This window comes from Thalassobacterium maritimum (assembly GCF_031127805.1).
Classification (GTDB): Bacteria; Verrucomicrobiota; Verrucomicrobiia; order Opitutales; family Coraliomargaritaceae; genus Thalassobacterium; species Thalassobacterium maritimum.
In genome coordinates, this window is the sequence record NZ_JARXHW010000020.1 from 21,714 (window position 1) to 48,097 (window position 26,384).

Here is a 26,384-nt window from a genome sequence, read left to right on the forward strand (position 1 = left end):
ATGTGGCATCAATGGCATGCATTGTTATCCATGTTTAGAAACATAGCTTCGCTCTGAAGGCTTAATCGAGGAACATCAAGCGATCGGACAGATCGTTGAGTGCGCTGCGCACGGCAGGGAAGGCGTCGGCGATGCTTTGATAGAGCTCAGTGGTGTCTGTCTTCTGGCTAAAAGGATGTTGTGCGGCGGAGCGGTAGGAGGCCTCGCCGATGGATTCGTAAAAAGAAAGTGCCGGCGCGGCACGGCGTTGGCTGCGCTTTTCAATGAAATTGGGAAAGATGCCCGTCAAAAACAGCAGGTGCTCGCCGGCCATGACGTAGAGCTCGTAGCGCTTGCCAGCGGGGCTGTAGTCGACTTGTTGCAGCCAGTCGACCACATAGAATACGCCGCGTCCATTGGTGTGAGGATGGAAGCCCGCGTGCATGAAGAACTCTAATACCCCCGACACGTAGTCGGCGAGTTGCGGGCTGTCTAAGCCGGAGCTTTTTAAGCTGTGCCGGCTGAGTAGATAAAAGTAAAGGCGTGGGCTGATGCGCAGGGTGTCCGGGCTCGCGAGCACGTAGTCCAAGAGCGCGGGCTGGTCTAAAATCGTGTCGACGGTGGCGGGGTCGACCAGTAAGTAAGCGATCGCTTCGGCTTCGCGAGGGCTGTCGCCTGCCAACGCGGAACTGATGAAGTGTAGGTCGTTGAGGCTCAGTTGATGGCGATATTCGAGTCTAACCTTTGGCATGCCATTTACTGAGCTTAATTGATGCCAAAATGTCAAATTGTGGCATGTTCTTAATGTGCGAAGGGTTCGAATCCGGATGACGGCAGCTGGAGCTGCCTATGTGGCAGTAAATGTGGCTGAGCCTTGCAGGATGTCGGCACTCGTATACCTTACTTGTGCTATGACTGAGACGAAACTAGCTTCAAATCTTCTACAGCAACAGGCCTATGTGAACGGTGAGTGGATCGATGCCGAGGATGGGCGTTGCTTCGAAATTCGCAACCCTGTCGACGGTCAAGTGCTCGCGAAAGTGGCCGATTGCGGCGTCGCGGAGACGCGGCGCGCCATCGAGGCGGCCGAGGCGGCACTGCCCGATTGGCAGACGCAGACTGCGAAAGCACGTGCAGATATTTTACGGCGCTGGTTCGATTTAGTGATGCAGCATCAGGACGCCCTTGCGGCTTTGTTGACTGCCGAGCAAGGCAAGGTGCTCTCCGAGGCCAAGGGAGAGATCGCCTATGGGGCGCATTATTTAGAATGGTTTGCGGAGGAGGCCAAACGCATCGATGGCGATATCCTGGCGGCACCCAGTCAGGATCAACGGGTGCTTGTCTTGAAGCGTCCGGTCGGCGTGGTGGCCGCCATCACACCGTGGAATTTCCCCAATGCCATGCTTGCGCGCAAAGTCGCGGCGGCCTTGGCGGTGGGCTGCACCTTTGTGGCCAAGCCAGCTAAAGAAACTCCGCTGTCGGCACTCGCTTTAGCCGCACTGGGCGAAGAGGCGGGTCTGCCGCCCGGCGTATTCAATGTCGTGTGTGGCAGTGACTCATCCGTGATCGGCGGCGAGCTGACTGCAAATCCGATCGTGCGTAAGCTCACCTTCACAGGCTCCACCGCGACTGGCAAGAAGCTGATGCAGCAGTGCGCCGACACCGTTAAGCGCACCTCCATGGAACTGGGAGGGAATGCGCCCTTTATCGTATTTGATGATGCCGATCTCGATGCGGCGGTCGCAGGAGCCATGGCCGCGAAATTTCGTAATGCCGGGCAAACCTGTGTGTGCGCGAACCGTCTATTGGTGCACGCGGATGTGTATGACGCCTTCGTGGACAGACTTAGCCAGGAAACAGAAAAATTCCAACTGGGCAATGGTGCCGACGAGGCGGTCACGATGGGGCCACTGATTCGTCCGAGCGCCGTTGACAGTGTGCAGGCGATCGTGAGCGAGGCGCTTGGAGCAGGTGCGGTTGCGACGGTTGGCGGACAAGGCTCAGAGCTCGGCGACTGCTTCTATCAGCCGACAGTGCTGCGCGACTGCGCGCCCTCCATGCGCTGTTTTAAGGAAGAGATTTTTGGTCCCGTTGCGCCTGTTTTCAAATTCGAGACCGAGGCCGAGGCGATTCAGCTGGCCAACGATACCGAGTTCGGGCTTGCAGCCTACTTCTACAGCCGCGACTACGCCCGCATCTGGCGCGTGAGTGAATCCCTCGACTATGGCATGGTCGGCATTAATGAGGCTGCGATCTCCAATCCGATGGCCCCCTTCGGCGGAGTTAAAGAATCCGGGCACGGTCGCGAAGGTTCCAAATATGGGGTCGATGATTACATCGAAACGAAATACCTCTGCATGGGCGGGCTTTAAGCAGCAGTCATCGCGGAACTTGTTCTGCCTTCAAAATAATAATTTACGTGTATAATATCCTTGACGAAGTTTCAGTAATTACTGAAACTTCAATCATGAACAGCGAAGATTTTGCAAAGACAAAGGCCGATTTTATAGCACAGTGGGGCACGCTCGGTAGCAGCTGGGGCATTAATCGCACCATGGCGCAGATCCATGCCTTTCTCATGCTGGCGGTGGAGCCCACAGACACCAACGAAGTCATGCAGGCGCTCAAAATCAGCCGCGGCAACGCCAACAGTAATTTGCGCGACCTTGTCGGCTGGGGCTTGGTTCGACGTGTGACCTATCCGGGCGATCGCAAGGAATACTTCGAAGCCGAAAAGGATGTTTGGACGATGTTTTGTATCATTGCCCGCGAGCGTAAGCGGCGCGAAATCGACCCCGCGCTCAATTTACTGCAGTCCTCCTCGTCGAAGTCCTATAAGAAGACTGACCCCGAGCAGCAGCTCTTCGCCTCGCAAACTAAAGCGCTCGCCGAGTTCGTACAGACCGCCGACCTCGTTCTCGATAAAGTAGCCCGCTCCGAAGAGAGCAAAGTGCTGCCCTTCTTAATTAAACGATTTAAATAACGCCCCGCACAGATTGCGGGGTGCATTCAGAAAGAAAAAACAATGAATACATTAATCTTACTCACCTACGCACTCTATGCCACAGCCACGATCGCCATGACGGTTTGGGTCGCACAAACGCTCTACCGAGCCGGTCATATTTTCTTGGTCGAAGCCTTCCACGGCAACGATGAGATGGCCGCTGCCGTCAATCACCTGCTGCGGGTCGGCTTTTATTTAGTCAACCTCGGCTTCGTCTTGATGTTTCTGAAATACGGCAGACATCCTGAGACCGTTGTCGCCGCAGTCGAGTACCTCACCACGAAGGTCGGCATCGTCCTGATGGTGCTCGGCGCGATGCACTTCTTCAATATGTTCAACTTCGACAAGATGCGAAAGAAAGGCCGCCGTCACGTCGCAGAGCTGTAGCGAATATTTCAAAATATTAATCGGAGCTGAATCATGAATGTACAAGAAATACCTCGAATGCGAAAGCTTGATCATAAGACAAACCCAGTGGAAGGGCGTGTTGTTTGGGCACCCGTTAAGTCCCTTTGGTTAAGTTTTCATGCGGTCATTGCAGTCGTTGGGGGGATCTTTACTTTTAGTTACGGTGCAGTATCTATAGCATTCGTATTTACAGTTGCGACCCTTTGCTTAGGGCATTCCATAGGCTTGCACCGGCTCCTTGTGCACCGAAGTTTCGAATGTCCTCGTTGGTTTGAGTATGTCTTAGTCCATCTCGGAACGGTGGTCGGGATGGGAGGACCGTTTCGCATTCTATACATGCACGACATCCGTGATTGGTCGCAACGTCATGAAGCATGTCATCCCTACTTTGTTCACCAGAGTAAGATTTGGCGTGATTATATTTGGCAAATGCACTGTGACCTACGATTGAAGCATCCTCCGGAATTTAAGATAGAACCACGAATCGCGCAGGATCGAATATACCAGCAGATGCAGAAGGGCTGGATGCTCCAGCAAGTGCCATGGGCTGTTTTATTCTACCTGCTTGGTGGTTGGCCATTTGTGATTTGGACTGTGTCGGTTCGTATTACAATCTCTCTGATTGGGCATTGGTTGGTGGGGTATTTCGCACATAATACAGGGCAACGTGACTGGCACCTCCAAGGGCACGCAGTTCAAGGGCACAACCTTCCCCACATAGGATTACTCAGCATGGGAGAGTCTTGGCATAACAATCATCATGCATATCCCGAATCTGCGAAGCTCGGTCTGAGAGCATCACAACACGATCCGGGCTGGTGGGCCCTTCAGGCGCTCCAGGCCATTGGTCTAGTGTGGAAGCTAAAGCTTCCCAGGGACCTTCCTGGTAGACCAGAACTCAAAGCAATATACGGAAAAACTAAATAGCCGAGTATATCCATTATTTTTTACCATGATATATCTACAGATTTTCGCCTTATTGCTGAAGCAGATCAATATTGCACGAACTGTAGGAAAGAAACGTAGGGGCTTCACTTGTGACGCCCGCCGATAGTGAGTCGAAGGGCGTTGAGGTGTGCGCAAGTGGGCTTGCCCGCACAAGTGTTCCGCTCCCCTCGCGTGTTAATAACTATGAAAAGATATTTTAAACTATGCCTGTGGAGCCCGATTTGGTTTCCAGTCGTCCTCGGGCTGATCGCTTATGCGCTCGAAAGCCTAACAGGAGATCTTTATGATACACTTCCTGAGTGGACAGTTGTTATTGGTTTTGTCGTTGTGCTCTCTGTCTTGTATGGGGGCGTTCAATACTTGATCACAATTGTTTTCCTTTGGGGGCGAATTAATTTTGATGATGCGAGAAGCTGGGTGAAATACATCTTGATGTTGCCGCTGATATTTACGCTGGTTCAAGTGATCACGATGTTTGTGCTCATTGGATGGACTGCGCAAAGGCTCAATGATTTGAGTTGGATCGGTGCTCTGGCTCTTTTCGATCTAGTGCTAGGTTATGCGTATGTGGCGGTTTGGTTGCTAGGATTTATGGTGATACGAGCGTATCAAAGTTTTGTGACGCAGGAGGCTAGATATGAATGATCATAAGAAAAACAGCTGGCGGGCTGGATTGGATTGCTAGATTAAGCATTAGCCAAATTGTGCTTCGATGAGAGCGATTCGATCTTCCCATTAACCAATCTTTGTGTAGTTTTGTGGGCATGAAAATTATATCCCCTCTCTTGGCGCTCGGTTGTGGTTTAATTGTGGGATATTTTCTTTTTGGGCGAAGCGAGCAGGCGCCTGTGGTGTCCACTTCGGGGCAGTCGCACTTCTCCGGGGCGTCCTCGCTGCCTGCTTCGAATTCAGTGCAGGACTCAGGGGCTTCACCGGAATTCGAAGCATTTGAGCCTGAGTCAGGGTTTTCACAAGAATGGTTGGAGGCTTATGAGCGAATGACTCCTGTGGCCCGTTATGCCGCGCTGGCGGAAATGATGTCGACGATTTCGGTGGAAGATTATCCGCGCATATTGGATCAGATTCGCGATCAATCGGAGGAGGGCATTGGGCAGCTTAGAAATGTGGTGCAGCAACAGTGGATCGCCACAGATCCGCAGGGTATGTTAGCATACGTAGAAACGCTTGATTATAAATATCAACAAAGTTTGAGGCATTATGTTTTTCGAGAGTGGGCGAAGCAGGATTTTGATGCCGCCTGGGCGACCGCCCAAAGTCTTCCAATAGAGAAAATTCGTGAGCAAATGATCGCTTCGGTGATTGGCGGCGCCGCAATGGAGTCACCGCATCGTGTGCTCAGCTTGCTACAGGCGGGCCAGTTGCCTGCGCGACAAGGTCAATGGATGTATCGTTCTGTTTTTCAGGCGCTGGCTGAGACGGACCCTGCGCAGGCGCGCCAAATGGCTGCGGCGATGCCCCCCGGAGATGAAAAGAAGTTTGCACTGCTGGGTAGTCTGGATGTTTGGATACAGGACGATTTCAATGCAGCGCTCGCTTGGATTAATTCTCTGCCAATGGACAGTGGCGTCTTTCGCGCCCGAACCGAACTCTTGCAAGGTATTCGTTCCCATGATTTTGAGGCCGTGCGTGAGATTATTGATTCCCAGTCCGATCCGGAGTTGCAAAAGGAATTGCTCCAGCAAGTGCAAATACAGAGCAGTGCGCGTGGAAGGTCCTTCGATGAAATTGTCGAAATGCTTTCCTGGCTAGAAGCACGTATGTCACCTGGAGATTTGAAGAATAAAATGAGCAGTACGATCTATGCCATGGCGGATAGTGATCTCGCGCGTACGGTTGATTATGCAATCAGCCTGCCCTACGGACAGGCTCGTTTGAATGCCTTGGGGGCGGTGGCCAACAAAATGGCGCAAGATGATTTGGAATCTGTGATTCGTTTTGCGGGAAGTCTTGAATATGATGATGAGCGCACACGCGTGCTCGATAGTATTACCCATCAGGTGCTGAGGCAGGGTGCGGAGACTGCGGCGGCATTTATTTTGGAGCATAACGATTCAGTTTTGCAGCAGCGGGTCGCACCTCAGCTGGTCCGGGAGTGGGCCGCTTACGATCGAGCTAGCACGATTGAATGGATGGGGCATTTGACTGATGAGGAGGCCATTCGCCGTTCGCAAAGTGAACTGCTGCGCGTCTGGGGCGCGGAAGATGCGGCCGGTGCGGCCAGATATATTGAAGAGACTTTCGAAGTCAGTCAGCGCTCACGTGTGTATCGAGATGTGATTGGTAATCTTGCGTATCAAGATCCACAGGGGGCGGTCGCTTGGTTGGAGCATTTACCGGAGGACGGTGTGAAGAACGAAAAAGATATCTATAGTCGCATCGCAGGAGCCTACGTGAATGTGGATCCACTCGCAGCTTCGGAGTGGGTGGACAGTTTAGAGGTTGGTAAGCTGCGAGATGCTTCTATCAAAGCGCTCGCGCAGAAGGTGGTCCGTTTCGAGCCTGAGTCTGCCTTTATCTGGGCAAACTCAGTCGACAATGCCGCGGTGCGTAAAGATACGCAGTCCAGCACCATACGTGAGTGGGCTAAGCGTGACCCAGATGCAGCCTATCAGGCGGTTAAAGATGCGCGGATTGATGCGGAAGAAAAAGTCCCGCTGTTCAAAGAAATCGAAAAGCAGCGCAAGCCAGTTTCGCAGAGCGAAGAGCCCTCCGATTATGGACCTGTGATGATTTCTGTAGTGAATTAATACTTATTACGAAGAATACACACTCAGACCTGCGCCATTAGGCTTCTGGTCGTGCTCTGAAAGTAACTTAGATCAAATGTTAGAGGTTTTAATGCGACTCTGAAGCAAGTCATTGGCATTACATTTTAGCTTGCGGTTTTAAGATTGTATTGACTTAAGGTGTTCTATGGTAACTAATACACTTAGTGCTCCCGTTTGAAGTTCAACATCAGCCAGGTAAACCTGTTTCCGAACAGCTTGTATATGCCGTAAAGAAGGCTGTGGCTCAGGGGCGTTTGCGTCCGGGGGATGCGTTTCCTTCGGTGCGGACTTTGAGTCGTGAGATGCGAATCAATCCAAACACAGCGCAGAAGGCAGTATCACAATTAACTCAGGCAGGTATTCTTGAGATTCAGCCTGGCATTGGAACGCGTGTGCGTGAGCAGGCGGTAATTTCACAGGATGAAATGGCAGCTCTGATGGAGAAACCGCTGGAAGCGCTGGTGGTTGAGGCTAAGCGACTTGGACTCTCTGAAGGGCAGTTAGTGGCTCGACTTCGAAGCACATGGAAAAATCTTAACCGTTGAACCTATTATGACTGAACTTGCTATTCATACCACTAAACTCTCACGTCATTTCGGGCGGTTGAAAGCTGTCCATGCGCTGGACCTTGATGTGCCGCGTCGATCAGTGTATGCCTTTCTTGGGGCCAATGGAGCGGGTAAGTCGACAACGCTTTCGATGTTGATTAATACTTTGCAGCCTAGCAGTGGGCAAGCCGTGGTCTTGGGGACTTTGTCGACTCGATTGCGGCCTGCGCATTATCAAAAAATTGGTTATGTTGCAGAGCCTCAGGAATTGCCTGATTGGATGACCGGTGAGCAAATGATTCAGTTCCTCAAACCTCTATATCCGAGTTGGGACGAGGCTTTTCAAGAGAAACTACAGAGCAGCTTGGATGTGCCTTTGCTGCGTAAGGTTGCACACATGAGTCGCGGTGAGCAGATGAAGTTACGTCTGTTGTGCTCGATGGCTTATCGACCTGAGCTATTGATTTTGGATGAGCCCTTTTCGGGTTTGGATCCAGTGGTTCGAGAGGACTTGTCGAGTGGTTTATTGGAACTCGTGGGGGAGGGCGACTGGACAGTGATTTTGGCTTCGCATGATGTGGACGAAGTCGAGCGATTGGCGGATTATGTTGGAATTTTGGCCGACGGTCGGATGTGATTTAGTGAACCTATTGAACAAGTGCAGCGGCGCTATCGGCGAGTCGCCGCGCATTTTGAGGGGCCGTGCGCGAGCGAAGCTGTGCCTAAAACTTGGCTGGAAGTCGAGTGTGCCGGGGCGGAACTACGCTTTGTTGACGATACCTTTGATGCAGAGTATTGCCGCGGGGAATTGGCGAAGTTAGGCAGACTCGTTGCGCTCGAGGAGCGTGCCATGAGCTTGAAAGAGATTTTCATTGCGGTGACCCGGCAACGAGGTGGAAAGGGAGCGTCTTTGTGAATGCACTGAGAGCACTATTCTGGTTCGATTTCACACGCTGCCGCCGTTGGTTGTTGGTGTGGTGGCTCTGTTGTTGGATGCTCGCAGTTATGGGGTTAGCTTTGGTCCTCGGCGGCAAGTTGCTGTTTGCGGGCATTAGCCAGGTGATGCCCGTTGGAATCGCGTATTTGCTGATGCTGATTTTAGTTGGCCTCCTTTTTCAGACTTCGCATCCTGGGCGTAAGGAGAGTTGCTTGTGCGCACGTCCTGTGTCTGCGGGGCAGATTTTACTGAGTCGCTGGTGCTTCGCAGTAGTGTTGTTATTATTGCCATTTTATCTGTCGCAATTGCTGCCGCTGTTGTGGGTGGATCGGAGCACTGGCGCGCTGGCGGCTTTTACCCTCCACTACTGGGGGGTGCATTTCGGGCTGGTGGCGGTGCTTGGTGCTGTAGCGACTGCTTCGGAGAAGATGTATAGTTATGTCTTACGTTGTTTTTTCGGAGGCGCATTGCTGTTGGCCTTGGCTGATACTATGCGACGCTACTCTTGGCGCGAGGCGAATTGGATCTACGTGAAGTCTCCCGAGGCGGCTCAGTTGCTTCTGGAGGTAGGACTTTCGTTGGCTGGCTTGTTAATATTTGCTCCAATTATGTGGGCGCAGTATCGAGGGCGTGCTTCCTGGCGACTGGCTGTGGTTGGGTTGATGGGCGCGATTACTTTAGCGGCTGCGTGGAAGCCAGTGAAATTCTTAACGGATGTCTCTCTGGTAGGACACGCGATGTCGGAACAGGTGGTGGATCTTGAGGGACTCACAATCACGGTTGAACGACAGAGCCAGCATAGTTCCTATACCGTGCAGCGTAATCAAGGCGACACGAGTCGCAGCACCTATGCGCAATCGGTGCCCCCTTATTGGAAGAATGGTGCCGAAGAATTTTGGTTTATGCGGGGACGTTTTGAAATTGAAGGTTTGGATCCGACTTTGACCTACTCGGCACGTTTGCTCGAAGCGCGTTGGATCTCTGAGTCGGGCGATGTCGTGATTTATGACCCGCCGCTGAGAACGCATTTCATACGCAATCACGGGTATACGGCTCCAGCGCCGCCAGTGACAAGCGCTCGAATGACAGAATTGCTGGGTGAGCCACCTACGCGACCGCAGTATTTTCATCCGGTCACGGGGCAGACTGAGGTATTGTTATTTGGCGCCTGGACTTCGATCTACAAACGCTATCAATCGACTCCAGGACGTTTGGAGCTACGGGTGCGGGTTGACTTTTATCGGCATGAGTTGAGTCAGCGTATTGCTTTAGCTGAGCAGGGGGGCGGGCTTTCTGCTAGTAGTCGCTATCACTTGCAGGGCTATGCTCAGACTGGCGATGAGTTTGAAGCTCGCTTAATGTACTTTACGCCGAAGCAGATGTGGGAGCGACCCATCGAGCAACGATGGAGTCATATTTCCCGTAACTGGTGGCTCTATGATTCGAATTCGGGACAACGAGCTCCTGCAATGGGCATCAGGGCGAGTGGTGTCTCTTTTTCGCAGAGTTTGAGTTGTCGTTATATCGAGCCTTCCTTTAAGGAAAATGGCAGTCGATGGCATCTGCCGGATCTTACGCAGCCTGAACGGCTTGAGTTATTGCATATCGAGCCGCGCTATTTGGGCACTTCGGTGGTGGATGTGACGACGGAGGACTTTGCGCTGGTGACGCCAGAGACTATCGAAAGAGCTGAAAGGAATGAACTATGATTGTGCATTTACTTAAGAACGACTCGCGATTCTTGCGCCCTTGGCTCATCGCTTGGACTGTCGTGCTGATTGTGGGAGTGATCATGATTGCGGGACTGCGGACTCCGCTTGGTTGGGATCGGGGATACTGGAGTTTTCTACAATATGCGATACTGCTCAGCATGCTGGTACAAATGCTGTTCCATGCGGTCCTGGTGATCAAGATTGTGCAAAAGGAGAATCTGCAAAATTCGAAAAGTTACTGGCTTACGCGACCGATCAAATGCGGTCATTTAGTTGTGAGTAAATATGTGTTCTGGTTACTGTGGATCGTACTGCCGCAAATGCTGCAAGCCGCCGTGATGGGGGCAATCTTCCCAAGTGGGTGGGCCGGGGCGTCTCATGCGATCGGGGCGATGCTGTTGTTGACCTTTATATTGGGACAATGTTCGTTTCTGGCAGGAAGCCTGACGAAGGATTCAGGGCAGGCATTCGCAGTGCTGATAGGTGTACCTTTTGTGTTTTTGTTGCTGGGACACATTGTTCTAACCGCGGGGCGTAAGCTCCTTCCTCTCGATGGTATCTGGTATAGCATCTCTTCGATTCCATATTTGGAAGCAATTGTGCTTATATTTGTCGCTGTGTTAAATGTATTTGATTATTGGATACATTTGCAATGTCCTGGGCGACGTTGGCGTCATCGGCTGATTTGTGCTGGGGTGTTGGTTTTGATGATGCTCGCAGGGAGGTTGCCCACGTATGAGCCGCTGCCAGAATCTAATATAATGCGGCCAGAGGGGGCCACGTTTGATTTGGGCGAGATTATGTTTACGCGTACTGATTATCCTTTGCCAGGTAGTCGGAGCGGACATGTCGATCGTACGGTTGAACTCTGGCGAGAAGTGAGCACTGGCAGCGATTATGGTCTGAAGGCACGGTATGAATGGAGCAGTTTGCCTGCAGGCTGGATAGCAGATATAGAGGCCTTGCGCAGTTTCGATAGTGAGGGGCGTTGGTTGCGCGCTCGTAATGATCGTAATCAAAATTGGTCTAAACAACGGACTTACAGTGATGCATTTGTCCATTCGCTTTTTCCAGAGGATATAATGGCGGAGGGGCTTAGATCGGGAGGGGGGAATAAACAGCTCTTTTCCAGCCCTTTTGTAAGGGTTGAGGACATGCGAGGGAATCGTGAGTTTTCAACGACATTTGCGACTCGTTTTTATCGTTCCGATAAAATTCGTTTGCCGCTAGATCCAGCCGCTAGGATGGATCTCGGCGCGACCCGATTGATACTAGATTTGGATGGAATTGATGGGGGGAGTGGCGATATCGTGTTATGGTTTAGCTATCTAGGGAGTGATGCTCTAGAGCACCAATTAGGGAACGGTTTGGATGAGGGCTATTTTGTCTTGAGAGATCCAGTTTCGAGCCGCGTTGCGGTCGGCCGTCGTGGTGGTGGCAACTCCTCGTCTGCGCTGGGTTTACTGACTACAGGCCAGTTCGAAATCACATTCTCGGGCCTGCCTTCTATGGTGAACGCAATGGATCGCCTCGAATTGTATTTTCTCCAGCAAAACTTAGTCGGCACTTATGTCGAAACGGTTTCTTACCAACTGCCAGCGGAGAATTAGGATCGATTGCTCTGAGATGCGCGTTGTTCTGAGCACGCCAAATTCTAAAGATTAAATAGGTCGACCTTGAGCTAAGATATAGAAAAATCTTGCGCCTACTGTAATTACAGTATTGTTGTCTACTGTGTTCACAGTAGATCATTATACGAAAGCAATTTATGTCGAAGAAACCATCTGATTTTGAATTACAAATTCTGGGCGTGCTTTGGGAGTCTGCGCCGCAGACGGTGCGCGAAGTGCGTGCGAGTCTAACGGATGAGAAGGAGCGTGCGTATACCAGCGTGCTTTCTGTCATGCAGGTCATGGAGAAGAAGGGCTATCTGCGGCGAGAGAAAGCGAGTAGTGGTAATGCGGACCTTTGGTCGCCGGCGGTCGATCGTGCGGCAGTGACTTCGCCTTTGATTCGCGGGTGGGTCCAGCAGTTGTTTGGCGGACGTCCGAGCGCAGTGATGCAGCAGCTGTTGGATGGAGACTCAGTGGATGCCAGTGAGGTGGCTGAAATTCGCAGGTTACTTAAAGAGTATGAGTCCAACAACGATGTGTCATGATCGAGTTTTATAATCAATTGACGGCGCCGTTGTTGGTAGAGGCGCTTTTGCATACGCTTTGGGTTGGCGCCTTATGCGCTTTGCTATTGTTCGCTACGCTAAAATGTCTACCAGCGCGACGCTATCATGTGCGCTATGGCATTTCCTTGTGCGTGTTATTGATGATTTGTGCATCATTGCCAGTGGGGCTGGCGATTTTAACGACGTCCGAAGACGTGGTTTCTCGGAGTGCGCCGCCGCAGCCGACCTTGGCTGCTGCGGCGGCTGCTTCGCCGTCGTTGATGGAAGGGGCGTCTGAGGAGCCAGTCATGTTGGCAGAAATTGATGCATGGCAGAGCCTGGGAGAGGTCGAGGAAAGGCGCAGAAGCTGGGCCATGTACGTCTTCGCCTGCTTGGTGCTCGGTACTGTCGTTGGTATGGTTCGTGTGATTGCTTCGGTGCGTGGCGCACGCAACTTACGTCGAGATGCAGAGCCGATCGAATGCGTCGAGTTAGCTGTTCTCAGTGAGCGCATTGGTTTGCGTCGTATGGTGCCTGTGCTGAAGAGCGGACTGTGTCAGGTGCCGGCGGTCTGTGGCTTGTTCAAGCCTGTGATATTGCTTCCCTTGAGTCAGTTGACCGCGCTGAACCCGGAACACATCGAAGCAATCCTGGCGCATGAATTAGCACATATTAAGCGCTGCGATCCGATCGTGAATTTCCTGCAATTGATCGCAGAAGCCTTTTTGTTCTTTAACCCGTTTTTGTGGTGGGTGAGTGGACAGGTGCGGCAAGAGCGTGAAGCTGCCTGTGATGCCATGGCTGTAGAGGCGACTGGGCAGCGATCGATCTATGTGCAAGCATTGACTGAGGTCGCGGCGGGGCAGCTTGTGCCTGCGGATGCCGCTCAGCTTTCGTTTGCTGGTGACGCAAAGTCGGGCACTTTACTTGATCGGGTGAAACGATTGCTCCGGCCCACTTCGTCGCCGGAATTACGTTTGCGAATGCCGATGTTATGCTTGATCTTTGTCGGGGTTTTTTCGGTCGCAGTCCTATTGCAGTGGACGGCGCGTTCGGCAGTTAAGGCGCTGACTCCCGATGAGCGTATTGAACAGGTGAATACAGTGCACGAGGTGTATCCGCAGTATGCGGTGGAGTCTTTTGACCAAGATGTGGCAGCTAGCAAGCCCTTGATTCTGTCGGGTCAAGCGCTGTGCCCCGACGGCACGCCGCCGGCAGGGACGGTGCAAATTTATTGTTACTCACGATTTGGACGAGGCTCTATGTTAAGTTCGGAGCAAGCGAGGCACGCAGGTCGTTTTGATTTTATTGTCAAGCCGGGAGATGTTTCGTTACTCGTGTTGGCGGAAGGATGGGCGCCCTTGTATGTGGATTTAGGTACGGTCCGTGAAACACAACGGGAAATGAAGTTTCAACTGCAGGAAGGTTATAATGCACAACTGCGCCTGATGGATTCTGGGGGGGAGCCTATTTCAAATGCGAAGGTGGACTACCAATGGGATGTGGGGCCTTCGGGGCGGCTTGATTCGGCAGAAGCCGATGCCAATGGTTTGGTGCAATTGGAGGACTTAGGTGATTTGCCTCTAAAGGTTTCATGTCGGATTGCAGGTTATCAAGAGATGTCTTTGCGAGATCTGCGGTTACAACCTGGCGAGGTGTATGACTTAGTGCTTCAGCCGAGTCAGCCTCTAAGGCTGCATGTGCATGCGGCTGAGAGCGGAGAAGCGCTTGCGGGGGCCCAAGTCGAAGTTTTATCGCGGGACTTCTCCGCGGGGATGCATATGGCTGCGCTCGGTGCGGAGAAGCCAATTGTCAGCTCAGTGGAGGGCGTGGCAGTCATGAATACTTTGAACGACGCAGGGCGATATTACTTCGGGGTGTCGAAGCCGGGATATATGGGCGAAATCGTCGGGCCCTGTTTAGCTGGAGAGGACGTCAGCCTCGATTTGAAGCCGCGGCCTGTGCTATCTTTTCAGGTCGCAGGCGTACCGGATTCGTTGTTGGATGCTGAGGGCAAAGTTGAGTATACGATCAGTTATTCATTTAGCTATGAGGATCATACGTCATCGGGCAGAGAGCGTGAGACTATGAGTGCGGCTGTGCAGGATGGGGTGCTGCAGTTTGAATTCAGCCCCAAGTGGCGTTCTCAGATTGATCTAAAGTTAGGTGAAATCGATTTAAGTTTTCAGCCAGGGCAATATTTGACATCGGGGGCGGTGCAGGCGTCGCTTGGGGCATCCGCGATTGATCCGGCGCTGGAGTATGTATTGAGGCCGGTTGAAGTACGTTTTCAAACCCCGGTAGGTGAGCCGCTGGCGGAAGGACGATTGAGTGTTCGTTTTGATCAGAGCCCGATCGTGAAAGGGCAGGCGCGACGAAGAACGCAGCGTTTGGTCGAAGTGGTTGCTGGCGTGGCTCAGTTCGAGCTTCCAGTTCCGAACCAAATAGAGCTCGAGCCCGAAGGATTGCGTGGCTACTGGTTTGAGCGTGAGTATCGAATTGAAGTGCCTTCGTCTGTATCTTCTGAGCCTTTTATACACGAGGTCGAAACGCAGCGTGCGGGAGCGATCGCCGGGAGGATTCTTGAGCCTGATGGGAGCGTGCCTTCCAATTTATTAATCGGAGTTTTTGAGACTGAAAACTCGAACGAGCAGACGAAGCGCAGCTCCCTAAGCATCAAAGTAAAAAATGCATCGAGTAGTCATGATCAGGATAATGAATTCTTGGCCAGTCCACTGCCGCTGGGGGGCAGCTATGTGATATCTGCATCGCGTGGATACACGCATTTACTTTCTGAGTCGATAGATTTGACTGAGGCGCTGCCGGTGCGACGTATTCGAATGGAAATGCCCGTGGGAGAGACGATCAGCGGCAGAGTCATCAATGAGCGCGGTGAAGCGATTGCGATGGCGACGACTCAGTTTAGTTTTGAGCCGAACGAGGGGCACAGTTTTTCGCGTTCGGGTCCTCGCACGGATCGCGAAGGGCGCTTCCGTCTGGATTCGGTGAACAGCGAGGTGGAGGGTACTTATTATATTACGGTCGACTCTGTTGCAGGCTATCAGCCGATCAAGTCTCGTTTGAATCTTCGTGAGAAGGAGCAGGTGATCCAACTTAAGCCTGGCCATCGGATGAGCGGTGTTGTGATCGAAGCAGGAACTGGCAAGGTGATTCCAGGAGCCGAAGTATATGCCAGTCGCAGTGAGTATCAAGCGGGTGCATTCCCCTTTTCGTTTGATGCCGAGCTTACAGATGCGCAGGGGCGTTTCGAATTTACAAACCTTCCGCCGGGCGAGTTTAAGGTTGCTTCGCGGAGCGGGCGCATGGCTTCAGGTTATGAGGCGATCGCTCACACCGATCGCGATGAAGTGGTCGAGGTCAAGATCGAGCTCTATGAGTGGGAGAAGCTCGTGCCAGTTGAGGTAGAGTGAGAGTGCTATGAATTTAGTTTGCTAGACATCGAATCGTTGGCTGTGTAAGCACTATGCCTGTATGCTTACCCTGATTAGATTCATATTAATACTCTCAACCGCATTTTTTTTGACTAGTTGTATGGTGGTCACCGAGGAGCCTGCGGGAGGCGAAATTCTCCGCAGTAAGGGAAAGGGGTGGGGCGGTACTTGGGTGGGCACGAACGAAGCTTTTCATATCGATGCGACAGATTCTTTAGCAGGGGAGGTCGAGATATTTGTAGTAGGTGGAAATAATAAGAACAATTTCGCTCTTAAATCGACAACGGGGCTGCTTCGAAAGGGAAGCGATCATATCTTTCTCAACCTGAAGTTGTCTGATGTGAGTCAGAGGCAAGTGGATCCAATACTAAATGATTATTGGTACGCTTTCATTGTTGAGAAGGAGGGGGATACGATCCGGCTCTTTATTCCTGATTACAATCAGTTGATAAAAGAGAGTGCCAAGGGGCGGGGACGGTTCGAGCAAGTTGATTCTCATTATTTACTGAAAGGGACGAGTGAAGAAATTGCCGAATCTTTAGCAAATGATCTGCCTTTGGCGCTCTTTGATGAGTTGAAGCGCTTGCCTAATCGGATCGAGTCAATCGGAGTTAAGGAAACGACCGACCTTGGCAAATATGAGTCGCTACTCGCTGATGTTGGTTCGAGCTATGTAGCGCACTTCCCAAAGGAGATTGAAAACGATTCATCGCGTTATCAACTCTCATTTCAACCTAAATTTTTACAGGGTGGAGGGCATTTTCATTTGGAAGAGCGAATGCTACCTAAGGCTGTGGTGAAATTGCATGAACGCATGATGGGAGATGCGCTCGCCTATAAAGATATAGGTCAATCGACCTCAGTCAGCATTCGGGCAGATGTGGATGAAGAGACTCCAAGCATCGGCTACCATACTTCGGACAATGCATATTCACTTCCTAAAGGTTTTCGTATATTTTACACACTTGCCAGCCCATACAAAAATGAGGGCTTTAAGTGGAATCACGGCTCTATTGCTGGAATTGCGATTCATCTGGCCGATGGTCGAGTGATCTATTTTTATGAAAATTGGTAGAATGAGGGGGCAGCTAAAGCAGCCCATCCCAGTGTGCACTATTTTAAGCCCAGCTTTTTCAATTTAGGATTTAAGACGCCGACGACGTAGCGGTCGTTCGGGTTGTTTTCGGCGTAGTTCTGGTGATAGCTTTCGGCGGGGTAAAAGGTGTTGAGCGCCTTGATCTCGGTCGCGACTTTATTGCCCGTTTTGGATTCGTAGGCCTGGCGACTGCTTGCGATGGCTTCGCGCTCTGCCTCGTTTTGATAAAGTAAAATGCTGCGATACTGCGAACCGAAGTCGGGCCAGACGCCGTCGCTGCGGGTGGCATCGTGGGTGGTCCAAAAGAAATCGATCAGCTTGCGATAGGGGATCACTTCGGGATCATAAATGATTTGCACGACTTCGGCATGCGAGGTCTCGCCGCGGGCGACTTGGTAATAGGTGGGCGAGGCTTCGCTGCCGCCGGCGTAGCCGCTCACGACCTCGTTTACGCCTTCTAAACTTTCGAAAAAGGCTTCCACGCACCAAAAACAACCTGCGCCGACGACTGCGGTTTGCATGCCCTTGGGCACTTCGACGCTGGCGGGGTGGAGATCTTTCTCAGTTTTGCTGGCATAACAGCCAATGGCTAAGAGTGAAAGGGCAGCGATGGTGAAGAGGGAGAGGGTGTGTTTCATGGGGGTAAGATGCATTAGCTGAAAAATAATTCCACTTTCACGGAGTCTTTTTGTGAGCGCATCCTAAAGCATGCAGTTTGCAGTGTTTTTTGAGCTTTTTACATGGATTTTTGCAAGATGGGTTGATGGATACTCCGTAATAAACTTACGCTTTTGTATGAATCTATGAGCTCCATTTGAAATTGGCATGAAAGATGGTATGTCACCATTCGTCGCACAACTGCGGCAAAAAAATAAAAGACATAACAATCAAAAACGGAGGACAATATGAAACGCACAAACGCTGCTATCGCCAACTGGGTCATCGAATTACGAGATGGAGCCTTACAGTTGCAGCGTGCGTTTCCATTTGCTCATGAGGCGGACCTGGTGAGTTTTATGGAATATGTCGGCAAGTTTATGAAATGTCCTGGCATGACGGTGATCACATCGAACACCAAGCATCCGAAGCCATCTGCTGTCGTGCGTATGGAAATTTTGCCAGAACGGGCCTTGCTTAAAGCAGCGGGTGATATTGCGACGACTTGTGAGCATGAATATGCTGCCATTCTGTCGTCTCCTGTCGAATCGGCAGCCTAGTCACTCATTATTGCTCAAGCCTCGCGCTATTTATCAGTGATCAATCCAGCTGCGCTGGGTTGATCACTTTTTTTGTGTGCCTGAAGCGGGGCAACGGGTCGCGGATTCATTTGCAGGCGTATCGCGATAGTGTGTATCCGCCCATTGGTTGAAGTCGGCCATGGCGCTGTTCCATTTGCCCTGTGCGGATCTGCCGGAGCTGCGAAATTCATATTCCCAGGGTTCAATGTAGCGGATGCCGATCTGCTTGGCTTGCTCGAAGACGTGGCTGTAGTCGCCGGATTCGAAGCGGTGGCTTTGGTCCGAGCGTCCAATGACCTGTGCATAAATGTCGCCCGGGTAGGCGGTCAATGCGTCAATCAGTCCCGCCTGGTAGTGAGTTTTACCGGAGAGCCACCATAGGCCGACGCCGACGCGTTTTTCCAGGGAGGGATCGGCCCACAACTCATTCATGATGCGCGTCGGCACGGCCGCGCTGCCATTCAACTCATGGAGTTCGATTGCGATGGCTTTGTTCTTAAAGGCATCGGCGAAACTGCGTGCAAACGCTTGTTTGCAGGCGTTCACCCACTTATCATCTGTGTAGCCAGCCTCTCGCATTGTGTTCATGTCGACACCATTGAGATGTCCTTCGATGCCGTTACTCGTCATTTGAGTGACATAGACAAGCGCGAGTGTGGGATCGCCTTGATAGCGCTCGGCTAGTTCCTGTGCCAGCAGCGCCAGCCGTGCTTGCGCGATGGGATCCCAGTATAGAGGGAGGCGATAGCGCGACTTTCCGCGAAAGCTGATTTGGACGAAGTCGGCCTGCAGCGTATCGATCAGCCAGGCCGGGCTGGCGGTAGCGCCGCCCGCGACCGCGAGGGACCAGTGCACGCCATGTTTTTGAGCATTGGCCACTTGGGCGTCCAGGTGGCTGAAATCAAATTCGCCTGGGCGAGGCTCGAGCTTCGACCAGCCGGTTCGAATTAAAACGCCGCGTAATTCAGGGTTCTGATAGATGTTTGATTGGGACGCGCCCGAGCTGGAAAAGACGCCCGTCGGTTTATACACCGCCCATGCGGAGGATGCGGAACATGCGAGGCTGAGGAACAAAGTCGTCAGGAGCCAGTAGGTTGGGCATTTTTGATGCATGGATTGAGCCATGTGAAGTAAATCGTGCGTTAGGCGAAAAAGTTTTAAGTGTTAACGAACGTTCATGAGTATTAATGGCGCTGTATTTTTGAGCACTGAAACGTCCGTATTTACATTAATTTGGACGGTTTAGTATCCCAATTAATGTAAATGTGGATGGTTTGTGGATTGCGATACAAGTTCTCGTAAAGACGTATAGTTTAATTTAAGCTTGATAAGTGTAAAAAATACACTTTTGTATTTGTTAATGAACACTCTATTGGACAACGATCTTTACAAGTTTACGATGATGCAGGCTGTTTGGTTAAAATATCCTAAGGCACGCGTGCGTTATCAATTTATTAATCGTCGCCGGGAGGATGTCTTTACTGAAGAGGCGGTTCATATAATACGTGAGCGCATCATGCGATTGGCGGACTGCTGCTTGACGGAGGGAGAATTGCAATTTTTAGCAGAGTTACCTTTTATTCGCTTTGATTTTATTGAATTCTTGCGTGGCTTTACGCTTAGCGCGGAAGACGTGAAAGTTGAGTTCGAAGACGGGCATTTGCATTTATGGATTGAAGGAACATGGGTGAATACGATCCTCTGGGAAGTCCCCTTGATGGCCATCATCAGTGAGGTTTATTTTGAGGTGGTGGATACGAATTGGACAAGTGAGTTAAGTGGGTATGCTAAGAAGACAGCTGAAAAGGGGAGGCGTTTAAGTGCAGAGGGTTGTAACTTTTTCGACTTTGGCACACGCCGTCGTCGTAGTTATGCGTATCAGGATGCGGTCGTAGCTGCTTTTAATGACGTGGGCGGGACTTTTGGCGGCACTAGTAATCTGCATTTTGCGATGAAGTATGGATTGCGTCCGATTGGGACGATGGCGCACGAGTGGATTATGGGGCACGCAGGCTTAGGGCGGGTAGAGACCGCGAATCAAGTCGCCTTAGATGCTTGGCTTGAGGTCTATCAGGGGCAGTTGGATACTGCCCTGACAGATACGTATACAACTGAGTTCTTCCTGCAAAACATTCGCGGCCGCCTTGCGCAGACTTACGATGCCTTGCGGCACGATAGTGAATGTCCCTTGGGATTTGCTGATAAGGTGCTTCAATTCTATGCCGATGAAGGTATCGATCCGGCTGAAAAGGGAATTGTTTTTAGTGATAGCCTGAATGTGGACAAAGCAGTCGAGATCAATCGTCATGTTGCTGGACGGACGAAGGCTTGGTTCGGTATCGGGACTCATTTCACTAATGACTTTGGCGATAGTCGTGCGCTGAACATCGTGATCAAGTTGTATGAGGTGGACGGAGTGGAGGTGGCGAAGATCAGCGACAATCCAATCAAGGCGAGTGGCGATCCGCTGGCTGTACAACGTAGTCTTGAGGCGATACAAGCAGCAGCCGTAAAATTAGCATGAGAAAGCACATACACATCGGAGCCGCTGCGCTCAATACAACGCCAAAGGATTGGAGCGGGAATACCGACATGATTCTTGCGGTGATCGACGAAGCGAAGCGGCGAGGTTTGGGTTTGCTCTGTTTGCCCGAACTGGTGACTACGGGCTATGGCTGTGAGGATGAGTTTCATGCACCCTATGTCTCCGAGTGGGCTATGCGTATTCTGTTGGAAAAAATCATTCCAGCCACGCGTGAGATCGCGGTCACGGTGGGGCTGCCCATTCGTAGGCATGGGGCAACTTACAACGCGATCGCGGTGGTGGTGAATGCAGAGTTGCTTGGCTTTGCGGTGAAACAAAATCTAGCGGGTGATGGTATTCACTATGAGCCACGTTTTTTTAAGGCATGGCCGAGCGGACACGTAGAACACTATGATTTTGATGGAGGCCGTTGCTTGATTGGAGATCTCGTCTTCGAAATCGATGGGCTTCGGGTAGGCTTCGAGATTTGTGAAGATGCTTGGGTGGCTGGCCGCCCAGGTGTGGAGTTGGCTCAGCGGGCGGTGGATGTTATTTTGAATCCATCGGCGAGTCATTTTTCGTTTGGAAAGAGTCGGATTCGCGAGCGTTTTGTTCAGGAGGGCTCACGCGCCTTCCATTGTGTCTATGTCTATGCTAATCTGATCGGCAACGAAGCTGGGCGTGCGATTTACGACGGTGATTGCCTGATCGCGACACAAGGTGCGATTGTTGCACGCACGGAGCCTTTTCAGTTCCAAGACTACTTACTGATTGATGCAGTGGTCGATGTGGAAGCGAATCGAGTGAACCGAAACCGTCAGGCTAGCTATCGTCCTGCATTTGATGCAGTCGAGCGTCTCAGTGTGAGCGAGTGGCAGGTATGGACGGAGGCCGCCTTTACGAAAGCCGTGCCGATGCGCACAGCTTACACACAAAACGAGGAGTTTTACCGTGCCGTCACGCTGGGACTATTCGACTATATGCGTAAGGCGCGCACAAATGGATTTGCGATTTCGCTCAGTGGCGGTGCTGATTCGGCCGCCTGCCTGGCTTTGGTTTATCTGATGGCGAAGACAGTGCTGCAGGAGAACCCTCAACACCCTTATGTGCGGCAACTCTTAGGAGATGCGGATACGACGACTGAGGCCTTGATGCGGCGCATCTGTGTCTGTGCGTATCAGGGCACGATCAATAGCTCGGACACGACGGAAGACGCGGCTCGTGTCTTAGCGGAGGAGACGGGCGCGCAATTCGTCTCGATCAACGTGCAAGCCCTGGTCGATGAGTACGAGACGATTCTCAGTGGTTACCTCGGGCGTCCGCTCAACTGGGAGACCGATGATATTAGTCGACAGAATATTCAGGCCCGCTGCCGAGCGCCGGGAATTTGGGCGATGGCCAATGCCAGTAACTACCTCTTGCTCTCGACCAGCAACCGCAGTGAAGCAGCGGTGGGGTATTGTACCATGGACGGGGATACGGCGGGGAGTCTGTCGCCGGTCGCTGGGATTGATAAAACATTCCTGCGGCAATGGTTGGTTTGGGCGGAGCGGGAGCACTTGCCGAGTTTGCAGATTGTCAACGGTCTCAACCCGACAGCGGAGCTGCGCCCACTCAGTGCCGACCAAACGGATGAGGAAGACTTGATGCCTTATCCCATTCTGAATCGTATTCAAAAGTTAGCAGTGGTGCAAAAAAAGAGCCCCCGCGCCATCTTTGATTGCTTGCAGGATGAAGTCGAGGGGGCAAGTGCGGAGCAGACATTCGCGTGGTTGAAGCGCTACTTTAGTTTGTGGAGTCGTAATCAATGGAAACGGGAGCGGTACGCTCCGAGTTTTCATGTCGACGACGAGAATCTCGATCCGCGCAGTTGGTGCCGATATCCAATCCTTTCCGGAGGTTATATCGACGAGCTTGCGGAGTTGGAGGCTTTTGTTTTCACTTTGAAAGGAAATTAAGCGACTATGCCATCATCTAGAAAAGCAGCCAGACCGACAGAGTTATCCTCGTTTATTGTATCCGTGGATAGCGTCATCTTTGCCTATATGAACCAGGCGGTGTATATCCCGCTCATTATGCGTGCGGTTGAGCCGTTCCAGGATTGTTGGAGTCTGCCTGGAGGGCCGATTTTAGAGAAAGAAACGCCGGAGTCTGCTTGCTTGCGGAAGCTCGAAGAAGACATGGGTTTGAAGGTCGAGTATTTGGAGCAGCTTTATACCTTTGGTGCGCCCGATCGTGACCCGCGAAAGCGTGCCTTTAGTATCAGTTATTTTGCGCTGATCGCCGAGAGTGAGGAGCCTCTTTCATGGGGGCAGGATTCTCGGACGGCGCAATGGTTTCATATCGATCAACTGCCCGAAGTCGGCTGGGCTTTCGACCACCAGCAAATTGTTCAGATGGCGATCAAACGGCTAAGAGCCAAGCTGAGCTATGAGCCTGTCGGGCTGAGCCTGTTGGCTGAGGAGTTCAGTCTGTCTGAATTGAAGCGTATTTACGATGTCATCCTCGGCACCGAATTGGATCGACGGAATTTCCAGAAGAAACTAAAATCGACTGGCCTGTTGATCCCGACCCGCACTGTTCCCAGTCCCCGTGGTAAACCGAGCCAGTTGTATCGCTTCGACGAAGCGCGTTATCAGCAGCTCAAGGAGGAGGGGCTCTCCTTCGGGTTTTGAGCCATTGCATCCCTGTCGTCCTCGAAAACATGAACAGAAGAAAGCTGCTTCACGGTCTCGGTCGACGGCGCTAGCGCATTATCGCTACACTAACTCGATGTGAAAGATTTATTTGTTAGAGTACTAGCTGTAGCCTACGCCGAGACCGCGCAGCCAGGACACGGCGACGCCGGCGAGGAGACCCAGGCTGAAGATCGGGCTATCGTTGGGGAGACCCGCGGGCAAGGCGATTGAAGCCGCGAAATAAAAAGCCGCGAAGGTGCTGACAGTCGCCACTCCATAGTAGGCGAATTTTCCGGTATGATGATCGTTCGTTAAGGCGGCTGCGTTGCAGACGCCCGCGAATAGGAAAATCAGGGCGAGGTGGCCCGCGTCGGTCGGGTTGATTACGAGCCCGGAGAGGATGGCGAGTAAGGACATGACCAGGCAGCCTCCTACGGCAATCCCTTCTAGACGTTCCATGGTGCGGAGCGCGCGGCGGGCGAATTTGTCCAGAACGATAAAAAAAGTGCTGAGCCCCCGTGCCAGATGGGACCACAGTGCGAAGACGAGCCAAAGCCCGATGATTACATTTCCCAAAACTGGAGAAAATCCGGAAACGCTGTTATAGGCGATCTTATAGAAGATGAAGCCGCCGATGAGGATCGCGGTTTGTTTTCCCGACGTGAACTGGTTCATGAAGTTTGCGAACCGCAACTGCAGGCGGTAGGGCACCGAGCGTGCGCGGAAGCTCTCGATTAGTCCGAGGCGTGCGTGCTCGTTCATCGGGTTTAAGCGCAGCGCTTCGGTGAAGTGCAGGTTGGCTTTTTTGTGCTCTCCGGACATCAGAGCCTGCCAACCAGCGCTGGAATGGGTGCTGTCGTCGTCGGGGTTGCGGCGGAGTTGTGCCTCGATCAGTTCTTCGTTGTCGGCGCTTTTGCTTTGGAGGAGTAGGGCGGAGGAGAGTGCCTCGCCTGCCATCGTGTTTTCCGAATTGATCGCCAGCGCCCGGCGGGCTGCGACTTCAGCCTGGGCGTTTCGTTCAAGGCGGAGTTGTATGGTGGCCTCGACGGCGTGGGTGAGATCCAGATCGGGATCGAGTTCGGTTGCTTCCTGTGCGACGCTTAGTGCATGCCGTATTTTTTTCTTTTGTCCGGACTTGGCTCCGCTGTTCAGCGCGATGGCGAGCACCGAGCGGGCGAATGCATCTTCGGGTTCGACCGCGACCGCGCGCTCGGCCGCCTCGATCGCGTTTGCGGCGAAGTTTTCCTTCTCGATCCAGCAAAGGGCGAGCATGCTCAAGCTTGCCGCATGGTCGGGAGCCTGCTGGAGCGCATGTTGAAAGGCTTGGATCGCGTCGTCGGTGCGGTGCTGGCTGCGGAGTAGACAGCCGCGTTCGTAGGCGGCTTCCGGGCTTGAGTTGAAATCGGACATCTGTGTGGAAAGTGGTGGTTGTATGCTCTACTTGAGCAGGCCGAGGTATTGGAGTATTTCGTCATACATGCCGCCTTGGTTGGAATAGAGCGCATAGTTTTTCGCGCTATCGAACCAGCTCGCGGTGGTTGGCTTGTGGCGCTTGGCCGCTCTAATGAAGTCTGCAGTTTTGAGAGGGATCACTTTGCCGGACTTCATGGCTTCGGTCAGCACATACTCGGTCGCGAGGTCGAACACGGCTTTGATGTCGGCACCGGAGAATTGGGGCGTTTTTTGGGCCAGTGCCTTTGCGTTGAGCTCTTCGATCGGTTTGTCGGCACGCATGACGTCGATGATAGCGGCTCGGCCCGGGGCGTCAGGAGGGGGCACGAAAAGGGTACGGTCGAAGCGGCCAGGGCGTCGGAATGCAGGGTCGAGGTGCCAGGGGGCATTGGTCGCCCCGAGGACAAGCACGCCATCGTTTTCGGATTGTGCTCCGTCCATCTCGGATAAAAACGCGTTGATCAGGTTTCGCCCCGCACTTTGGCGGAGGTCGCGCCGATCGGCCGCGAGGGCATCGACTTCGTCAAAGAAGAGGACACAGGGCGTGTTTTTGCGGGCGAGTTCGAAAATTCGGTGAATGTTCTTCTCGGAGTTGCCGATCCACATATCGAGGATCTGATGGAGTCCGATGGCGATGAAGTTGGCCTTGATTTCGCCGGCAGTGGCTTTGCTAATCAGAGTCTTGCCGCAGCCCGGGGGGCCGTAGAGTAGGACGCCGCCGCCGATCTTCTTATCGTAGGCCTTGAAGAGATCGGCGTGCTGCATCGGGTAAAGGATCTTCATGCGGATTTCTTCTTTGAGCGCTTCCATCCCGCCGACGCCGTTGAAGTTCAACTTTGGACGTTCGAAATCGGATAGCCCAAGGTCGAAAGCTTCTCCGCCACGTGGTTCGTCGTCGGAATCCTCATACTGTGTGTCTGGGGCTTCGGTTTGGGCATAGGAGCCGTCGTCGCCGATACCCATTCGTTGGGGGCGCTCGGTTTCGGGGGCGTTCTTCAGATCTGCTTCAATGCCGGGGTCTTTCAACGAAGGGTTTTGTTCAATGGCTTTGGTGTATTTTTGACGCGCCAGACTATACTCACTTTCGTTGATGTGTATGTGGGTGAGAATTATGTAAGCCTCGCCGCAATTTGGGCTTTGCTGGAGGATCTGTTCCGCGCGGACGGCCGCTTGGGAGAGTTTTCCTTGCAAGAGTGCCACGCGGGCCGAGCCCAGTCGCGCGTCGAGGTGGTCATTCTCGAGTGAGAGGATTTTTTCGTAAGCTTCGCCAGCCGTGTCGATCATGCCTTCGTCGATGCAGCTTTGCGCATACAGTAGGTTCAAGGGTATGTTATCAGGCGAAAATTGAAGAGCCTGTTTGAGCGCGTTGAGATCGTTGGACATATTCCGAAAGGAGCCGTCGGCGCAGAAAAAGGCAAACTAATTCAGATTAGGTATGGGCTTCGATGAAGCTCGCTATCA

23 protein-coding genes are annotated in these 26,384 nt (G+C 52.3%); 18 read left to right on the forward strand and 5 right to left on the reverse strand.

The genetic code is table 11. From position 1 onward, the window contains the following. Positions 1-61: 61 nt before the first annotated feature. Positions 62-730, reverse strand: coding sequence for a hypothetical protein (locus tag QEH52_RS10030; protein WP_308950159.1), 669 nt, complete (start codon positions 728-730; stop codon positions 62-64). Positions 731-890: 160 nt separating this feature from the next. Between QEH52_RS10030 and QEH52_RS10035 the strand changes: the two genes are divergently transcribed. The 14 genes from QEH52_RS10035 to QEH52_RS10100 all read left to right on the forward strand — a co-directional run bounded on the left by QEH52_RS10035 (position 891) and on the right by QEH52_RS10100 (position 17,010). Then, positions 891-2,351: an NAD-dependent succinate-semialdehyde dehydrogenase gene (locus QEH52_RS10035; RefSeq protein ID WP_308950160.1), complete on the forward strand. Its 1,461-nt coding sequence runs from the start codon at positions 891-893 to the stop codon at positions 2,349-2,351. 95 nt (positions 2,352-2,446) lie between these two features. After that, complete coding sequence (locus QEH52_RS10040) at positions 2,447-2,962, forward strand: GbsR/MarR family transcriptional regulator (RefSeq protein ID WP_308950161.1); 516 nt, start codon at positions 2,447-2,449, stop codon at positions 2,960-2,962. Positions 2,963-3,004: 42 nt separating this feature from the next. Then, on the forward strand, positions 3,005-3,370 hold the full coding sequence (locus QEH52_RS10045; protein ID WP_308950162.1) for a hypothetical protein: 366 nt from the start codon (positions 3,005-3,007) through the stop codon (positions 3,368-3,370). A 357-nt stretch (positions 3,371-3,727) separates the two neighbouring features. Next, positions 3,728-4,318, forward strand: a complete 591-nt coding sequence (locus QEH52_RS10050) for a fatty acid desaturase (RefSeq protein ID WP_308950163.1) — start codon at positions 3,728-3,730, stop codon at positions 4,316-4,318. Positions 4,319-4,522: 204 nt separating this feature from the next. Next, positions 4,523-4,984 carry a hypothetical protein gene (locus QEH52_RS10055; protein WP_308950164.1) on the forward strand — a complete coding sequence of 154 codons (462 nt, stop codon included), beginning with the start codon at positions 4,523-4,525 and terminating at the stop codon, positions 4,982-4,984. 119 nt (positions 4,985-5,103) lie between these two features. Next, a complete protein-coding gene (locus QEH52_RS10060; RefSeq protein WP_308950166.1) occupies positions 5,104-7,107 on the forward strand; it encodes a hypothetical protein in 2,004 nt (667 codons plus the stop codon). A 185-nt stretch (positions 7,108-7,292) separates the two neighbouring features. Then, positions 7,293-7,673, forward strand: a complete 381-nt coding sequence (locus QEH52_RS10065) for a GntR family transcriptional regulator (RefSeq protein WP_308950167.1) — start codon at positions 7,293-7,295, stop codon at positions 7,671-7,673. Positions 7,674-7,680: 7 nt separating this feature from the next. Continuing rightward, the gene (locus QEH52_RS10070) at positions 7,681-8,313 is read left to right on the forward strand and encodes an ABC transporter ATP-binding protein (RefSeq protein WP_308950168.1); all 633 of its coding nucleotides are present in this window, start codon (positions 7,681-7,683) and stop codon (positions 8,311-8,313) included. Positions 8,314-8,394: 81 nt separating this feature from the next. Next, on the forward strand, positions 8,395-8,592 hold the full coding sequence (locus QEH52_RS10075; protein ID WP_308950169.1) for a hypothetical protein: 198 nt from the start codon (positions 8,395-8,397) through the stop codon (positions 8,590-8,592). A gap of 89 nt (positions 8,593-8,681) precedes the next feature. Next, complete coding sequence (locus QEH52_RS10080) at positions 8,682-10,322, forward strand: hypothetical protein (RefSeq protein WP_308950170.1); 1,641 nt, start codon at positions 8,682-8,684, stop codon at positions 10,320-10,322. A gap of 2 nt (positions 10,323-10,324) precedes the next feature. Beyond that, positions 10,325-11,935 (forward strand): ABC transporter permease, encoded by a 1,611-nt coding sequence (locus QEH52_RS10085; protein WP_308950171.1) that lies wholly within the window; start codon positions 10,325-10,327, stop codon positions 11,933-11,935. Positions 11,936-12,093: 158 nt separating this feature from the next. Beyond that, positions 12,094-12,483 carry a BlaI/MecI/CopY family transcriptional regulator gene (locus QEH52_RS10090; RefSeq protein WP_308950172.1) on the forward strand — a complete coding sequence of 130 codons (390 nt, stop codon included), beginning with the start codon at positions 12,094-12,096 and terminating at the stop codon, positions 12,481-12,483. Positions 12,484-12,644: 161 nt separating this feature from the next. Further along, a complete protein-coding gene (locus QEH52_RS10095) occupies positions 12,645-15,914 on the forward strand; it encodes a M56 family metallopeptidase (RefSeq protein ID WP_308950174.1) in 3,270 nt (1,089 codons plus the stop codon). A gap of 121 nt (positions 15,915-16,035) precedes the next feature. After that, entirely contained in the window at positions 16,036-17,010 is a 975-nt protein-coding gene (locus QEH52_RS10100; RefSeq protein ID WP_308950176.1) for a hypothetical protein, read from the forward strand. Positions 17,011-17,048: 38 nt separating this feature from the next. On the opposite strand, the gene msrA is transcribed toward QEH52_RS10100, so the two are convergent. Next, a complete protein-coding gene (msrA, locus tag QEH52_RS10105; protein WP_308950178.1) occupies positions 17,049-17,669 on the reverse strand; it encodes a peptide-methionine (S)-S-oxide reductase MsrA in 621 nt (206 codons plus the stop codon). Between the two features lie 267 nt (positions 17,670-17,936). Between msrA and QEH52_RS10110 the strand changes: the two genes are divergently transcribed. Next, positions 17,937-18,248, forward strand: coding sequence for a hypothetical protein (locus QEH52_RS10110; protein ID WP_308950179.1), 312 nt, complete (start codon positions 17,937-17,939; stop codon positions 18,246-18,248). A gap of 63 nt (positions 18,249-18,311) precedes the next feature. Here QEH52_RS10110 and QEH52_RS10115 read toward each other — a convergent pair whose 3' ends face one another. Further along, entirely contained in the window at positions 18,312-19,394 is a 1,083-nt protein-coding gene (locus tag QEH52_RS10115) for a beta-galactosidase (RefSeq protein WP_308950180.1), read from the reverse strand. Positions 19,395-19,629: 235 nt separating this feature from the next. On the opposite strand from QEH52_RS10115, the gene pncB reads away from it, so the two are divergent. The 3 genes from pncB to QEH52_RS10130 are packed head-to-tail and all read left to right on the forward strand — an operon-like array spanning position 19,630 to position 23,468. Continuing rightward, entirely contained in the window at positions 19,630-20,793 is a 1,164-nt protein-coding gene (gene pncB / locus QEH52_RS10120) for a nicotinate phosphoribosyltransferase (RefSeq protein ID WP_308950181.1), read from the forward strand. Beyond that, positions 20,790-22,751 (forward strand): NAD(+) synthase, encoded by a 1,962-nt coding sequence (nadE, locus tag QEH52_RS10125; protein WP_308950182.1) that lies wholly within the window; start codon positions 20,790-20,792, stop codon positions 22,749-22,751. The genes pncB and nadE overlap by 4 nt, the downstream gene beginning before the upstream one ends. A 6-nt stretch (positions 22,752-22,757) precedes the next feature. Then, positions 22,758-23,468 carry an NUDIX hydrolase gene (locus tag QEH52_RS10130; RefSeq protein ID WP_308950184.1) on the forward strand — a complete coding sequence of 237 codons (711 nt, stop codon included), beginning with the start codon at positions 22,758-22,760 and terminating at the stop codon, positions 23,466-23,468. A 123-nt stretch (positions 23,469-23,591) separates the two neighbouring features. Here QEH52_RS10130 and QEH52_RS10135 read toward each other — a convergent pair whose 3' ends face one another. Both QEH52_RS10135 and QEH52_RS10140 read right to left on the reverse strand, forming a co-directional pair. Beyond that, a complete protein-coding gene (locus QEH52_RS10135; RefSeq protein ID WP_308950185.1) occupies positions 23,592-24,881 on the reverse strand; it encodes a tetratricopeptide repeat protein in 1,290 nt (429 codons plus the stop codon). Between the two features lie 27 nt (positions 24,882-24,908). Further along, positions 24,909-26,306 carry an AAA family ATPase gene (locus QEH52_RS10140; RefSeq protein WP_308950186.1) on the reverse strand — a complete coding sequence of 466 codons (1,398 nt, stop codon included), beginning with the start codon at positions 26,304-26,306 and terminating at the stop codon, positions 24,909-24,911. Positions 26,307-26,384: the final 78 nt, after the last annotated feature.